Source organism: Candidatus Jidaibacter acanthamoeba, assembly GCF_000815465.1.
Classification (GTDB): Bacteria; Pseudomonadota; Alphaproteobacteria; order Rickettsiales; family Midichloriaceae; genus Jidaibacter; species Jidaibacter acanthamoebae.
Genome location: NZ_JSWE01000186.1, coordinates 20223 through 35691 on the forward strand (window position 1 = coordinate 20223; position 15469 = coordinate 35691).

A 15469-nucleotide genomic window follows, 5' to 3' on the forward strand; every position below is an offset into this window, starting at 1 on the left:
ATATGCAACATATAACTTCATAATCTATGATTGAAGAGCTGATCTTAGAGATTATAAAAAATGAGAAAATTTCTAGCCAGGAAGCTTTAGTGCTTAGGGTAGAAGAGTTGTCGCAAGAACACGTAGAGCAATCTACACTATCCAGAAAATTAAAGAAGCTGAATATTGAAAAAGAGAACGGCATTTACAAATTAAAAGAGAAAAAAAACTTTTTCTCTAGGCAAGTTATTAAATATATTAATATTTCGGAGCCCAATCTTCTTATAGTCAAGACTATTCCGGGTGTTGCCAATTCAATAGCTATTATAATTGATAATGAAATCGAAGCTAAATCCCGGCTGGCATCAGAAATAGCAGGCACTATAGCCGGAGATGATACAATTTTTATAGCAGTAAAGAATCCTAATAAATTACATCTAGCCAGAAAACAAGTTGAAGAGCTCATAATGTAAGTTTATAAGGGAATAATTTTATCTCCCAAATCGCAAAAATTTTTAAGTGTAAGATTCTCCGGCCTTGCAAGCGGATTAATGTTTAACTCCTCAAGCACTGATTCCAGGTTCTGAACTTTATTCTTTAATATAGATCTGACCATTTTTCTACGTTGACCAAATAAGATTTGAGTCATTTTCTCTACTTTACTAATATTTGCATTATAAAGAGGTTCTTTTCTCGGGGTTATAGTTACTATACTTGAAGTTACTTTAGGAGGAGGATAAAAATGATGTGCTTCAACATCGAACTTTTTCTCAACTTCACATAACAATTGGCATATAATTGAGAGCCTCCCGTAATGCGTAGTTGAAGGCATTGCCGACATTCTTTCCACTACTTCCTTCTGCAACATTACCGTGATAGACTCAAATAAATTTGTTTTTGTAATCCACTTTAATACTAACTCGGTACCGATATTATATGGAAGATTGGCGATCACCTTAGCAGGATAGTCAATTACCTCCTCTTCCTTAATTTTGAGAGCATCTCCTTGCACTACCTTTAAACGCTCAACATTTGCAGCAATTAGAGTTTCTAAAGCTTTAATACAGTTTACATCCATTTCAACGGCAACAATTTTTTCAGCATTACTTGCTAATAATGATCTGGTTAAAGTACCAGCTCCCGAACCTATTTCGAGTACATTAATCCCTTTTAAATTTCCGGCCGATAAAACTATTCTATCAGTGATATCAGTATCAAGTATAAAATTTTGCCCAAGCTTTTTGTTTGGTGTTAATCTATATCTTTTAATTATTTCACTAATTGAAGGCAGTATATTTGAAATTTTATCCATAGATTATTGCTTTGAATTTGCAACTAATATATCTTGCTTCTTATAAATTAACAGGAGTTTTTTATGTCTCTTATTCCATTTGATCAAAGGGAAGGTTTTATTTGGTTTGACGGCGATTTTGTCGAATGGAAAGATGCTAAAATTCACATTCTTACTCATGGATTGCATTACGGCTGTACCGTTTTTGAAGGTATTAGAGTTTATAATTATAAACCCTTTAAACTAAGGGAGCATCAGCAAAGGTTAATTAATTCGGCAAAACTTGTCGGGTATAATCTACCGTTTACACTGGAAGAGCTGGAGCTCGCTGCAATTAACGTAGTCAAAAAACAAAATATTAAAGATGGGTATTTAAGACCGGTCGCATGGCTCGGCAGTGAGACTATGCTAATTTCAGGAAATAATTGCAAAGTGCATACTGCAATTGCGGGATGGGAAACTTTTGAACAATCTAGAACAACTATACGAGAAAGAGGAGCAAGGGTTGTAATAAGCAATTGGATAAAGCCTCCGGCCGATTGTACGCCTTTTAAAAGCAAAGCATCAGGAATATATATGATTGCAACCATGGTAAAAAATGAAGCTACCGCAAAAGGATTTGATGATGCCCTCATGCTTGATATAAACCAAAATATTACTGAAGCAACTACTTCAAATTTTTTCATTATTACAGGTAACAAACTTTTAACCCCGATCCCAGATTGTTTTTTAAACGGAATTACCAGGCAAACTGTAATTGAAATTGCTAAGACTAATGGTATGGAGGTAATAGAGAAATATATAAAAATTGAAGATTTAAATGAAGCTGAGGCAGCATTTTTTACAGGCACGGCTATTGAGATAATGCCGATCGGGCAAATTGCAGCAACTAAAGCCACCTATGGTTTTGATATAAAAAACCACAAACTTAAACTTTTAATGGAAGCTTACAGCAAGTTGGTTAATGCTTAGGCTAACAATAATCCGAACACATTACCGGTAAATTATTTACGGTTTTCTAACAAATGATTAACAAAGTTAATTAGTTGTTAAAATTATAATTTTTTGCTAAATATAACAATACTTACTTTATTTGAAATTAACAATGCAGCGTTTAATATTATTTTTTATCGGTTTAATACTCTTTACCTATAAAATAAGTTACGGAAATACTTACGTAAGCTCCCAAAATAAACCGGTATATATAGAATATACCGATCTCTTTTACAATGATGCCGATGAGGTCATTATTTTTAAGGGAGATGTTATAGTTGTACAAGGCAATGAAGTCTTAACAGCTGAAGAAATGCATTACCATAAGGCTGAAGATAAATATTACGCTAAAGGAAATATTGCCATTCTTAAAGAGGACGGCAGCGTTTATTTTGCCGACATTTTAAATCTTGATAGGTTTTTATATAAAGGAAGAGCCTTAAATTTTAAAGGAAGACTTACTGAAAACGGTTTAATATCTGCATCAGAAGTAGAGATTTTCAGTAAAACTAAGATGCAAATGGGCAACGTAGTCTTCTCAACCTGCCGGATATGTGAAAACAATATGTTTCCCAATATACCCTTATGGCAAATTAGGGCAAAAGAAGCCTTAATTGACCGAGATAAAGAATCTATCACTTATAAACATGCAAGATTAGAAGCTTTTGGAACTCCGATTGCATATACGCCTTATATTGTCACTCCTACTCCGGGAGCCAAACGTAAGAGCGGGTTCTTATCACCAAATTTCGCTTGGACAAATGACTTCGGTTACAGCATAAAAACTCCTTATTACTGGAACATAGCCCCTAACATGGATGCAACTACATCAGTCAGGCTGTTTACAAAAGATCAACCATTACTGGAAGGAAATTTCAGGCACTTAACCAATCATGGTGAATACCTCTTAGAAGGTAGCATGATTGATACTAAGAAAGTTCTAAAAGACGGTACAGTGGTTGAAAACAGTAAACAAGTGAGAGGCCATATTAACTTCGAATCTCTCTTTACTTTAGAAAATACTATGTTTGATAGTTATATCGGTCTTAATTTAATGAGAGTATATGATAAGAGTAAAACATATCTTAAAAAGTATAAAATCAGCCAAGAAGATATCTTAACTACCAATGGGTTTGTTAGGAACTTTTGGGATAATAATTATTTATTTTTAGATACTCTATACTTCCAAAATTTAAATACAGCTTATACTGACGCGGATTGGAAAACAGCTCCTAGAGTCGTTCCTTGGTTGAGAGGTTATTTTGATAAAGACTTAGAGTATAATAACTCAAAAATTTATTTTGATATTGATGCTTTAAATTTACATAGAAATACCGGCATAAAATATCAAAGGTTATCTTCTACAGTAGGATACAAAGTCCCTTTTGTTTTACCCTACGGGCAGTTATTACAAATAGGCGGAAGCATTAGAGGTGATTATTATCAAGTACACCAAAGTAATAACTCTAAAAAAGTTACCGGCGATAAACCGGTAGGTAACACCACAACGGCTTATCCTCAATTTGATATTGAATGGAGATTACCTCTTATAAACCATACTAATTTCGGAACAATAACTCTTGAACCGATTGCAAATCTCATAGTTGCTCGTGATCATAAACCGTCATATATAATTCCTAATGAGGATAGCCAGTTTTTTGAAATTTCTGCTTTAAATTTGATGAGTAACAACAGGTATTTAGGGCATGACCAATTAGAAACAGGATCTCGTTTAAATTACGGCTTAAGAGGTAATTTAAAAAGCAAATATATTGAGAACTTAGGCTTCACGGCCGGAGAAGTTATTAATTTTAAGAAGCATGAAAATTACGGCAAAGCTTCCGGTCTTATGGAAAAAAGATCCGATTATGTAAGTAAAGTATATTTACAGCCCATCAAAGAAGTATACCTTGTGCATAAATTAAGATTAGATAACAAAGATTTGTCCGTAATGCGTAATGAAGTATATACTTCATTAAATTTACCTGAATGGAATATGTCAATAAATTATATGGAAGTCGGTAAAAAAATATTAACCTATAATAACCAACATAATAAAATTTATCGCAAAGATATAACAAGCACAGCTTCATATAATATTTATAATGATTGGTGGCTTGGGGGATATGTAAAGAGAAAATTAGGCGGTAAAATCCCCGGAGCAAGTAAGAAAATTTCCGAAGGGGTGAATCTTAACTATCTAGGAGATTGCTTACAGACATTTTTTATTGTAGAAAGAGATCATACAAAGCTTAATGATTTAAAACCAAGCACAACATATGCTTTAAATGTTAAGATTCCAGGATTTTAATTAAAGGAAAAGAAGTAGAATGAAGAAAATATTGTTATTTATATTTATTGCCTTTTACCAACTCTCATATGCTGCTGAACAAGCAGTTGTTGCAGTCGTAAACCATATGCCGATAACCGACCTGGATCTAAATCGCAGAATAGAGTTGGTTGTAAAATCCAACAATCTGCCTCACAACCCGAAAGCTTTAGAAGCTTTAAAATTTCAAGTTTTACAGATGCTAATAGATGAGAAGCTTTTTGAACAGGAAGCAAAAAAATTAAATATCATAGTTGATGAAATAGATATTAAACGTGCTTTTCATACTATTGCAGCTAATAATAATTTAAAGATTAGCCAACTTGATGCATTCTTAAAAAACTCGGGAATCTCTCAGGATGAACTGGAAAATCAAATAAAGCATCAATTACTCTGGTCGAAACTTATTAAAACTCAAATTGAACCGTTTGTAGTAGTAACCGAGCAGGATATCAAAGATTCCCCTTTATTACAAAAAGCTCACTCAACAACTCGATATGAAGATAGAGTAAGACTTGCAGAAATAGCAATCTTTACCGGCACTAATAATATTGAGGAAGCTAAAGATTTAATAGAACAATTAGCTGACCAAATTAAAAACGGCGCTGACTTTGCCAAACTTGCCAAGAACTTTTCCCAAAGCTCCAGTGCTACTAAATCAGGAGAGATAGGTTGGTTTTATATCAAGCAGCTATCTAGTGAATTCGCTGAAGCGGTAATTAATCTTAAGCCGGGTGAAATTTCTGAGCCCATAATTATGAATGACAGTGTATATATAATAAAAGTACTTGATAGAAAGACTGCTCCACAGCAAAAAGAAGATTTGCCCCATTCAAATTTAGCTAAAGATGAGGAATTAAAAGAATCTTTGAAACAAAGGAAGCTCGATAACCGAGTTAAGGCTTATCTTTTAAAACTTAGAAACCAAGCATTTATTGATTTAAAATAATTCTTAAATCCAAATCGGGTAATATAAAAAAATATGTCCATATTTTTAATTAATACACTTACCAAAGTTAAAGAAGAATTTATCCCCATAGACCCGCTCCATGTTAAGATGTATGTTTGCGGTCCTACTGTTTATGATCGTCCTCATCTTGGTAATGCGCGCTCTGCCGTAGTGTTTGATACTTTATATCGGTTACTGAAAAAAGTGTACCCTAAGGTTACCTTTGTTCGTAATATTACTGACGTCGACGATAAAATCATTACAGCTTCCGAGCTCAATAAAGAAGATATCAGCTCCCTAACCACTCGTATTACCAAATATTATCACGAAGATATAGCGGCCATTTCTTGCGTTCCTCCGACAATTGAGCCGAGAGCAACCGCACATATCCAAGAGATGATTGAAATGATCGAGAGCCTAATCAAGCAAGGGTTTGCTTATCCGGTAGAAGGACATGTTCTTTTTAACATTGAGTCTTTTGAGGGGTACGGCAAACTTTCAAGAAGAAGTGTTGAAGAAATGATTGCAGGAGCAAGAGTAGAGGTTGCACCTTTCAAAAAGCACCCGGCTGATTTTGTTTTATGGAAGCCCGCAAAAGAAAATGAATACCATGCCAGCTTTGAAAGCCCATGGGGTAGGGGTAGACCAGGTTGGCATATTGAATGCTCTGCAATGAGTAAAAAGCACCTCGGTAATACTTTTGATATCCATGGTGGAGGAATAGATTTAACTTTTCCGCATCATGAAAATGAAATTGCTCAAAGCGTATGCGCTAATAATTCTGTCGAATTTGCGCGTTACTGGGTACATAACGGCTTTTTAACCGTTGACGGCGAGAAGATGAGCAAAAGCCTAAATAACTTTAAAACCGTGAGAGAAGCCTTAAATGAAGGAATTGAGGGCACTGTGCTAAGGTATTTTTACCTCACGACTCATTATCGCAAGCCTCAAGATTTTACTCAAAAAGCAATTGATGATGCGAAAAAGGCTGTTGAGAGATTCAGAAACGTATTAAGCAAATTTAATAAAGAGGATTCTGACTCCACAGCTACACTTGAAGTAACGGAAGATTTAAAAGATGATTTAAATACTCCTGCAGCTCTTGCCAGACTCCATGGTTATGCTGATCAATTTTTTAAAGGCAATGAAACTATGGCGCTTCATCTTTATAGAAACGCTGAGTTTTTAGGTTTAAATTTATTAAAAGATGTTGAAGCTATACCTGTTGAGATTATAAAGCTGGCAAATGAGCGTATGCAAGCTAAGGCGGAGAAAAATTGGCAATTAGCTGACTCTTTAAGAGGAGAAATTGAGAGAAAAGGTTATACTATAAAAGATACCAAAGGAACTTTTGAAATCAGCAAGCTTTGACAATGCCTCTTATAAAAAGCTATAAGGGTCGATATCTATCTTAAGCTTAACTCTTGGAGAGAGATTAATTTTAGAAAGCCAATGAGCAATAATCTTTTGCATATTTATATTCTTTGCACTCTTAACAATGAATCTATAACGATATCTTTTTCTTAACATAAAGATCGGAGCAGGCGAAGGGCCTAGAACGGTAATATTGCCGGTTTCAGGAATGTGAACGGCGATTTGATCCGCGGTATCCAAACAAGCTTGTTCGCTTATAGATTGTAAAGTTATAATTGCAAGTTTTGAATAGGGGGGCATATCAGCTTCCATTCTATCATTTAACTCCGCTTCATAGAACTTCTCACTATTTCCATTGCTTAAGTTTTTTAGCAATGCGCTTTCCGGTTCATAAGTTTGAATAATTACTACTCCTTTCTCAACTTCTCTCCCTGCCCTGCCTGAAACTTGATGCAGCAACTGATAAGTCCGCTCTAGTGTTCTTATGTCTCCGCCGACTAAGTTTTTATCAGCTTCTATTATTCCGACTAAGTTAAGCTTAGGGAAATGCAACCCTTTTGCCGCCATTTGGGTACCGATTACAATATCAACTTCATTGTTCATAATTGCATCAATTATCTTTCCAGCTTCTTTATGGTTTTCGATGGTATCGCTGGTAAATAAGACAGTTCTGGCATCAGGTAAAAGTTTTTTGATTTCTTCTTCTATTCTTTCCACCCCCGGGCCTAAGGCAAAGACTTTTTCCGTACTGCCGCATGTAGTACATTTTTGCACTTTCTCAATTGAATACCCACAGTAATGACATTGTAAAATACCTTTTTTCTTATGTTCTACCATCCAAAAATTACAGTCCGGGCATTCTACTTTAGTTTTGCAGTTACTACAGTAGGTAATCGGAGCATACCCTCTACGATTAAGGAATAATAAAGATTGTTGCTTTGAAGCCAGGATTTCTTCAAGGTGGCTTTTTAAAGTGGGAGAAATCCATTCTCCTTTATTAAGCTGCTCTTTATTCAAATCAACTATTTTAATTTCCGGTAATGTTGCTGTTCCGTGACGAGAAGAAAGATAAACTTTTTCAGACTTGTTTTGCTTAACGTTATATATACTTTCTAAAGAGGGAGTGGCTGAAGAGAGAATAATTGGTATTTTTTCCAAACTTGCCCTTAAAATCGCCATATCTCGAGCATTATAGATTACTCCTTCTTCCTGCTTATATGATTGGTCATGCTCTTCATCAATTATAATCAACTTTAAATTTTTATAGGGCAGAAATAATGCACTTCTGGCTCCGACTATAAACTTTGCTTTACCGCTGAAAACCGCCTCCCAATATATTTTTTTTTCCTTAGGAGAAATGCTTGAATGCCACTGAACCGGTTTAAAACCTAACCTTTCTTCAAATCTTTGCATAAGTTGGGTGGTTAAAACAATTTCAGGCAATAGTACTAGCGTCTGTTTACCTTGATTAATTAATTCTTCCGCGGCTTTTAAGTAAACTTCCGTTTTACCGGAACCGGTTATACCTTCAAGTAAAATGGAGCTGTATTGATTTTGTGACAACTTTTCTTGAATAAGCGCTAAAGCACTTTGTTGTTCGTCTCTTAAGCTCACTAAGTTTGATATGGTTTTATGCGCTCCGATTTCAATTTTAACTTCTTTATCAAAATGCTTATTGCCCCCAAGTACCATTTTAAGTATTAACCCTCTTGGTACCATGTTGTAATTTGCTACCCGGTCAATAAATTTTATAAGGTTTTCTTCAAATTTCAGCCCCCTATAAACTTTACTGATTTCCTTAAGTTTACCATGGCTTTCATTGGTTTTACCTATAATAACACCGATTATCTCGGAGCTTCTGAAAGAAACTTTAACTAACTGCCCGTGCGATAAGTCATCTTCACCCGTATATTTATAGGTGAAAGTCTTATCAAACCTCAGTGGCAACAAAACAGAATAAAGTGTTTCCATTATTTAATTAAATTTGACCTATAGTTTTAATTTTAGCTTTGGGGTGAATTTCGCTTTGCGATAACACTACTATATTTGCCCTTAATCTCTCAACAATAGCTCTAATAAAAGGTCTAAGATTTGAGGAAGTTAAAATTACGGGAAACTCTCCTTCAAGTGCATGCCTCTCTAAAACTTTATTAATGGAAGCGACAAATTCCTGCAATTTACTCGGCGCCATTATAAGTTGCTTTTCATCATTTTCCCCGGTAATTGCATCTGAAAATGCCTGCTCCCATTGAGGCGATAATATAACTATCGGTATATACCCTCTTTCATTAGTATTAGTATGACATATTTGCTTAGAAAGTCTGGTTCTGACATGTTCTGCAATTTTTGATGCATTGTTGGTGTTCACCGAAATCTCGGAAACAGCTTCAAGAATAGTGGATAAATCTCTAATTGATACTCCTTCGGCTAAAAGCTGCTGTAAAATCCTCTGTAAAATTGTAGTAGAAATTTGTGAAGGAATGATCTCTGAAGCTAACTTCTTATGTTCGGGGGATAATCCGTCGATTAGCTTTTGGGTTTGGCTATAGGTAAGTAGCTCAGTTATATTTTCCTTAATAATTTCCGTCAAATGAGTGATAATAACCGTCGGCGGGTCAACTACCGTATATTCTCTAAATAACGCTTCTTCTCTTTGATCTTCAAGTATCCACTTAGCAGCTAATCCGAAAGCAGGTTCAGTCGTGACTTCTCCCGGAAGCTCAATGGCTTTTCCTTTCGGCTCCATTACTAACAGCATTTCCGGCCTGACATTCGACCTGCCGCACTCTATATCTTTAATCTTAATACAATACGTAGTCGGATCCAACTCGAGATTATCCTGTATTCTAATTGAAGGTATAATGAACCCCATATCTCTGGCAATCTGCTTTCTTAAGGCTTTTATCTGATCAGTTAATTTATGGCCTTTTTGGTAATTAATTAAAGATAATAATTCATAACCTAATTCCAGTTTTATAGTATCAATTTGTAAAGTATCACTCAAAGCATCCTCAGGAGCAGCTCCTTCAACACTTTCATCACCTTGAGCTATACCGTCCGCTTTCTCTTCATCCTCCTTAACCTTAGCTTTAGCCTTATTTAAATAGTATGCAAGTCCTGAAGTTATACCGGCTACGAATAGAAAAGGAATGGCAGGAATTCCGGGCATCATCGCCATAAATGCAATTAACCCCGAACTAACCCCTAAAGCTTTCGGGTAACTTCCCAGCTGCTCAAATATTGCCTTTTCGGCGGAGCCAGTAGAACCTGATTTTGTTACCAGTAAACCTGCCCCCGTAGAAACTATTAATGCCGGTATCTGAGTAACCAACCCGTCACCGATAGTAAGTATGGTATATGTGGTAAGTGCTTTTTCAAAACTCATGTCCATTTGCACGGTACCGATTATAATACCGGCAACAAAGTTGATAAATATGATAAGCAGCGCAGCAATAGCATCGCCACGAACAAATTTATTAGCACCATCCATAGCTCCGAAGAAAGTATTTTCGTCTTCTAAATGCTTTCTGCGGCTACGAGCTATTTCTTCACTGATTAAACCGGCTGAAAGATCGGCATCAATAGCCATTTGCTTCCCGGGCATTGCATCTAAGCTGAATCTTGCTGCCACCTCTGCAATCCTGCCCGAACCTTTAGTAATAACGATAAAATTTATAATAGTAAGAATAGCAAAAACAATAACACCGATTATAACCGAGCCTTGCATAACAAAATAACCGAATGCCTCAACTACATGTCCTGCCGCACTGGTACCCGTATGCCCTTTACTTAATATTAGCCTGGTGGTTGCAATACTTAAGGAAAGCCTTAGCATGGTTACAACTAATAAAACGGTAGGAAATGAACTAAAATCCAGAGGCCTATCAATAAAAAGCGATGTCATTAATATCAAAACTGAAAGTGTGATTGAAATACTTAAAAGAAAATCGACTACCATCGGGGGAATCGGAAAGATAAGCACCCCGACTATACAAAGAACACCTACTGCAAAAAAGATATCTAAATTGCGCTTTGAACCGGAAATTCCGTTTAAGATTCCTTCCTTATCAAATGGCAGATTGAAACTCCCAATGCGCATTTAAATCCTTACAATATAATATGTTTATAAGTATGAGTATAGGTGGGAATAATATTTTGTTAATACTTTTTTCTTTTATTTCTAAGAATTTTAAAGTTAAACTACTTCAAAACCTACTAAGTAAAAAATGCATATTTCGAAAATCATTATTTTTATTGCAGCATTTCTGATATGCAACACTGCACACGGCATGCAAATAATAATTGATGAAGAGGCAGAAGAAGTAATAACTGAAATTGCGCGACCGATCTTTAGAGCAGCAGGTTTGCCCGGTAAAGATTTAAAAATCAAAATAGTCGGCGATAAAAGCATTAATGCATTTGTAATGGATAATACTAATATTTTTATCTTTACCGACCTGATTACTTTTTCGGATAACCCGGATGTGCTCGCGGGAGTAATCGCCCATGAGTGTGCTCATATTGCTTTAGGGCATATTTCATTAACTCGCGAAAAGATGGAATCTTTGAAAAATAAAATGATTGCAAGTACTATTTTGGGAGCTGCCGCAGGATTATTAAGCGGAAACTTTGAAACCTTTGGTGCAGTAGCATTGGGTGGGAAACATGCTGCGGAAATGGATTTTTTAAAGCATTCAAGAATACAGGAATCACAAGCAGATGCTGCTGCAATTAAATACTTAGAGAAGATTAAGTTGTCTCCTGATGGCTTATCTAAGCTCCTTCGCCACTTAAACAGTAATGAAAGAATTTTTTATAAGGGCTCAAATCCTTATCTTCTCACCCACCCGGTTTCCAGAGAAAGAATTAATTATATTAAACAAAATACTAACATCTCTTTAGGATCACTCCCTTCAAGCTTAAACCATAAATATAAAATGATTGTAGCTAAGGTATTTGCTTTTACTTCTCCCTTTAAGGAAGTTTTCAAAAAGTATGGGGGCAATGATAAACCTGACCTATATGCACATTCGATTGCTTATTATAAAATCGGAAAATTAAAAACCGCACTTGAACTCATAGATAAATTGCTCTTAGTAGAACCGAATAACCCGTATTTTATTGAACTTAAGGCTCAATTTCTATATGAAAACGGTAAGGTTAACGAGTCTATTACTTATTATGAAAAAGCATTAAAACTTAAAAGTACATCTACCATATTTAAAATCGAGCTAGCTTCCGCATTAATTACCGCCGATTCCGACCTTAAAAAAGCCGGGGAACTTTTACGCTCTGCGATTGATGTCGACAGATCAAATTTTAGCGCTTGGCATAGCTTAGGAATTGTTTTAGGTAAGGAAAATATGACTGACTATTCATATATAGCTCTCGCTCATGCATTTTCAATTATCGGAGATACTAAAACTGCTAAAAAATTCATTAATAGTATAAACAGTGAATCCAATCATATCAAAGACCCATTTTATATAAGCGCACTGGAAGAAGCTAAAACAGCAATAAAAAAATAGAAAATCACTTGCTTATTATCATAAAACTTTTAAAAGATAAGTTGCAGTAAATTATAAAGTACGGTCATCAATATGAATTATAGAATTTTATCCACCTATGTTTTCCTCTTAGGGTTCTTTGCTTTCCTGGGGTTTGCTTATTTTAATTATTCTAAATCTCCTTCTGTGGAAAAACTCAATACTGAAAAATTTAGAGAAAATGAAAGTGCTCTTGAAGAAACTATTATAAAAGTCATTAAAGATAACCCTGAAGCTATTATTAAATCATTAGAAAACTATCAAATGAAAAAAATGCAAGAGGCCATTGCTGAATCAGGTAAGAAAATAAAAACTCATTTAGCGGAACTTGAAAATAATTCGGATGACCCGAGAGTGGGAATGAAGAATGCTAAAGTTAAAGTAATTGAATTTTTTGACTATAATTGCGGTTATTGTAAACATACATCAAATATCAAGTCTAAAATTATTGAACAGAATCCCGATATAGAATATGTATTTAAAGAATTACCGATTTTAGGCGAAAGCTCAGTACTTGCGGCTAGATATGCTTTAGCTGTAAATATAGTTGATAAGAGTAAATATTTAGCATTTCACTTAGCGGTACTAAACGACAAGGGTAAGAAAGACGAAGAAGCTTTACTTAGCTTAGCGGGTAAAGTCGGAGTTAATATTCCTAATCTTAAAAAGGCTTTAACTGATAATAAGATAAATGAAATTATCCAAGCTAACCAGAATCTTGCCAGAACAGTCGGTATAGGCGGAACTCCTACATTTATTATAGCAGGAGAGCTTATGAATGAGTTAGGCTACGAAAGCTTAGTTGCGAAAATTAACGAGGCTAAAGCTAAAGCAGAGCAGCCGAATAAAGTTACTCCATCCACAGATTCAAAGTAAGCCGGTAACTTTATAATAATACACTAAAAAAATAATATTAATTTTATCCCTCTTCGTTTATTCTACCAAATATTCGGAGAGGTTTTTTTATGAATGAAGAGATAAAAGAAGCTATTGTCAGCAAAAAAATAAAAAAGACGCCCATACTTATAGCATTGTTAGGAGTGCTAATCCTAAGCATATATTTAGGCTTTTTCCTTCTAAAAAAAGAATTAGATCAAATTCGTAATTCTATATTATTAGTTCAGGATACCACACAATACAGCCTATCAAATTTAGAAGAAATAAAAGCCCAAAAGCACTTGTTGGCTGAAACCCTAAAAGTATTCAAAAATGTGCCTAAGACCAGCAGCGAAGAAATAGTGAGCAAAGCTAATAAGTTTGAATTAATTAAAAGAATTTATCTGGTAAGACAAAGACTGAAAGACTCGCACAATATAGTTACGGATTTAGAGAAGATTGCAGATTATAATGATTCCTTTTTAAAAGATAAAATGAATAATTTTATTAAACTTGAATACTCTTCTCTTAAGTCAAATTCCAATCTAATTAAAATAATTGAAAATATTGAAAATACCAGTACGGAGATAGCCCAGCCCGAAGGCTACTATGCAAGAGTAAAACAATATTTTAATAAATTGGTATTGGTTAAAAGCAGCAAGGATTATAAACAGGAAAAGATAAGGAAAGATAAACTGGTGCAAATCAAAAAAGCAGTAGAGATGGGCAATATAGCTTCAGCTTATAATATTTCAAAAACTGTTTCTAATCAGAATAAAGAATTGGAATACTTACAAAATTTGCTGCATACTAGAATTGGCTTAGAAAAACTTTTAAATGAATTTACATTGAGTATACTGGAAAATGATTAGAATTATTACATTAATAATCTTTATAGCCTGTCTTACTTTCGGGTTTTTATGGTTGTATCAGAATAGCGGCAATATTAGTTTTGATGCCTTTGGTTACCATGTAGAAACTTCTTTTGCTTTATCAGTGCTGTTTCTTTTATTCTTTTTTATGGCAATGCTGTTATTAATACGTATATTCTTTGTCATACTCGGTTTGCCTTATAATTTTAAAAATTTAATTACTTCCTTTTATAAGGTTAATATTCCTTTAAAACTTGAGGAGCTGCTGGTTGCTATATATAATCATAATCATCCAAAAGCAAATAAAGCATTAAACCAGCTAAGGAAACATTTACCTGAAAATTTAACCAACTTATTAGCCTCGGAAGTAGCTTTGTTAAAAGAGGAACTGGGTGAAATTAAGTTGGCTTTTCTCAATTTGTCTAAGAATGATGCAACAAGAATTGCAGGTATAGAAGGATTAATTTCAGTTGCTCAACAGGAAAATAATTGGAATGAAGTGATAACTTACTGCAATGAGCTTAATAAAATTCATAAAAGCGAATGGTTACTAAGCACATATATTCATGCATTTATCATGGAGGATAAATGGGAGGATTTAATCAATTTTATTGAAAATTCCAGGCAATCTTCTTTACTCGCTAAAAATAGAAGAAAACAACTATTAGGAATTGCGTGTTATAAAGTTGCAAATAACTATTTTCTAACTCGTGATAGTGAAAATGCCTTAAAATATGCTTTATTTTCCTATAAACACCTTAGTGACTTTACTCCTAACCTCATTTTATTGGCAAAAATTAAAGCTGCAGATCAAAAATTCGAGGATAGTATAAAATATATTAAGGCTGTATGGCAAATAGAACCAAGTTTTAGCGCATCGGATATATTAGTTTCCATAAGAAAAAATTATACGGATGAGAAGTTTTTTAAAATTGTAAAAAATATAACCGGCTACAATTCCGGACATTATGAAAGCAATTTATTACTTGCAAAAGCTGCCCTTGATATCGGAAAATATGAAGATGCTTTTGAAGCAATATCAAAAGCTATTGAAGAGAATTATAAATTTAGGGCATGTCTTATAATGGCTGAATATTGCCAAAAAACACACGGGAATGTTACTGAAGTAATCGAGTGGGTTAAACGCGCGATAGGCTCGGAAATTGATGTTTTCCATTTATTATATTTTTGGGATTTCAACACAATGAACATTACTAAATTCCCGACTAATAATTGCTTTCCGATTGCGAGGGTCTAAAG

12 protein-coding genes are annotated in these 15469 nt (G+C 34.5%); 9 read left to right on the forward strand and 3 right to left on the reverse strand.

Annotated elements, in window-relative coordinates; translation table 11 throughout:
• Positions 1–26: 26 nt before the first annotated feature.
• Complete coding sequence (locus NF27_RS08995) at positions 27–452, forward strand: arginine repressor (protein WP_053332738.1); 426 nt, start codon at positions 27–29, stop codon at positions 450–452.
• A 2-nt stretch (positions 453–454) separates the two neighbouring features.
• Here NF27_RS08995 and rsmA read toward each other — a convergent pair whose 3' ends face one another.
• On the reverse strand, positions 455–1291 hold the full coding sequence (gene rsmA / locus NF27_RS09000; RefSeq protein ID WP_053332739.1) for a 16S rRNA (adenine(1518)-N(6)/adenine(1519)-N(6))-dimethyltransferase RsmA: 837 nt from the start codon (positions 1289–1291) through the stop codon (positions 455–457).
• A 63-nt stretch (positions 1292–1354) separates the two neighbouring features.
• On the opposite strand from rsmA, the gene NF27_RS09005 reads away from it, so the two are divergent.
• The 4 genes from NF27_RS09005 (at position 1355) to cysS (ending at position 6912) form a co-directional block, all read left to right on the forward strand.
• Complete coding sequence (locus NF27_RS09005; protein WP_039458567.1) at positions 1355–2242, forward strand: branched-chain amino acid transaminase; 888 nt, start codon at positions 1355–1357, stop codon at positions 2240–2242.
• 133 nt (positions 2243–2375) lie between these two features.
• Positions 2376–4574: an LPS-assembly protein LptD gene (locus NF27_RS09010; protein WP_039458569.1), complete on the forward strand. Its 2199-nt coding sequence runs from the start codon at positions 2376–2378 to the stop codon at positions 4572–4574.
• Positions 4575–4593: 19 nt separating this feature from the next.
• Entirely contained in the window at positions 4594–5541 is a 948-nt protein-coding gene (locus NF27_RS09015; protein WP_039458571.1) for a peptidylprolyl isomerase, read from the forward strand.
• 33 nt (positions 5542–5574) lie between these two features.
• A complete protein-coding gene (gene cysS, locus NF27_RS09020) occupies positions 5575–6912 on the forward strand; it encodes a cysteine--tRNA ligase (protein ID WP_039458572.1) in 1338 nt (445 codons plus the stop codon).
• A 9-nt stretch (positions 6913–6921) separates the two neighbouring features.
• Here cysS and priA read toward each other — a convergent pair whose 3' ends face one another.
• Together priA and flhA are read right to left on the reverse strand one after the other, a co-directional pair.
• Positions 6922–8886 (reverse strand): replication restart helicase PriA, encoded by a 1965-nt coding sequence (gene priA / locus NF27_RS09025; RefSeq protein ID WP_039458574.1) that lies wholly within the window; start codon positions 8884–8886, stop codon positions 6922–6924.
• A gap of 7 nt (positions 8887–8893) precedes the next feature.
• Positions 8894–11014 carry a flagellar biosynthesis protein FlhA gene (gene flhA / locus NF27_RS09030; RefSeq protein ID WP_039458575.1) on the reverse strand — a complete coding sequence of 707 codons (2121 nt, stop codon included), beginning with the start codon at positions 11012–11014 and terminating at the stop codon, positions 8894–8896.
• A gap of 127 nt (positions 11015–11141) precedes the next feature.
• Here flhA and NF27_RS09035 point away from each other — a divergent pair, with 127 nt between their 5' ends.
• From NF27_RS09035 to NF27_RS09050, 4 genes are all read left to right on the forward strand, one after another.
• Positions 11142–12443, forward strand: coding sequence for a M48 family metalloprotease (locus NF27_RS09035; protein ID WP_039458577.1), 1302 nt, complete (start codon positions 11142–11144; stop codon positions 12441–12443).
• A 72-nt stretch (positions 12444–12515) separates the two neighbouring features.
• On the forward strand, positions 12516–13337 hold the full coding sequence (locus NF27_RS09040) for a DsbA family protein (protein WP_039458578.1): 822 nt from the start codon (positions 12516–12518) through the stop codon (positions 13335–13337).
• 89 nt (positions 13338–13426) lie between these two features.
• A complete protein-coding gene (locus NF27_RS09045; protein WP_039458580.1) occupies positions 13427–14209 on the forward strand; it encodes a hypothetical protein in 783 nt (260 codons plus the stop codon).
• Entirely contained in the window at positions 14202–15467 is a 1266-nt protein-coding gene (locus NF27_RS09050; protein WP_039458582.1) for a heme biosynthesis HemY N-terminal domain-containing protein, read from the forward strand. Before NF27_RS09045 ends, NF27_RS09050 begins: the two co-directional genes overlap by 8 nt.
• Positions 15468–15469: the final 2 nt, after the last annotated feature.

Coding starts and splice junctions, on each gene's coding strand:
- NF27_RS09035 (WP_039458577.1), top strand. CDS start 11,142: ATGCATATTTCGAAAATCATTATTTTTATTGCAGCATTTCTGATATGC.
- NF27_RS09010 (WP_039458569.1), top strand. CDS start 2,376: ATGCAGCGTTTAATATTATTTTTTATCGGTTTAATACTCTTTACCTAT.
- NF27_RS08995 (WP_053332738.1), top strand. CDS start 27: ATGATTGAAGAGCTGATCTTAGAGATTATAAAAAATGAGAAAATTTCT.
- NF27_RS09040 (WP_039458578.1), top strand. CDS start 12,516: ATGAATTATAGAATTTTATCCACCTATGTTTTCCTCTTAGGGTTCTTT.
- NF27_RS09015 (WP_039458571.1), top strand. CDS start 4,594: ATGAAGAAAATATTGTTATTTATATTTATTGCCTTTTACCAACTCTCA.
- NF27_RS09045 (WP_039458580.1), top strand. CDS start 13,427: ATGAATGAAGAGATAAAAGAAGCTATTGTCAGCAAAAAAATAAAAAAG.
- priA (WP_039458574.1), bottom strand. CDS start 8,886: ATGGAAACACTTTATTCTGTTTTGTTGCCACTGAGGTTTGATAAGACT.
- NF27_RS09050 (WP_039458582.1), top strand. CDS start 14,202: ATGATTAGAATTATTACATTAATAATCTTTATAGCCTGTCTTACTTTC.
- cysS (WP_039458572.1), top strand. CDS start 5,575: ATGTCCATATTTTTAATTAATACACTTACCAAAGTTAAAGAAGAATTT.
- flhA (WP_039458575.1), bottom strand. CDS start 11,014: ATGCGCATTGGGAGTTTCAATCTGCCATTTGATAAGGAAGGAATCTTA.
- rsmA (WP_053332739.1), bottom strand. CDS start 1,291: ATGGATAAAATTTCAAATATACTGCCTTCAATTAGTGAAATAATTAAA.
- NF27_RS09005 (WP_039458567.1), top strand. CDS start 1,355: ATGTCTCTTATTCCATTTGATCAAAGGGAAGGTTTTATTTGGTTTGAC.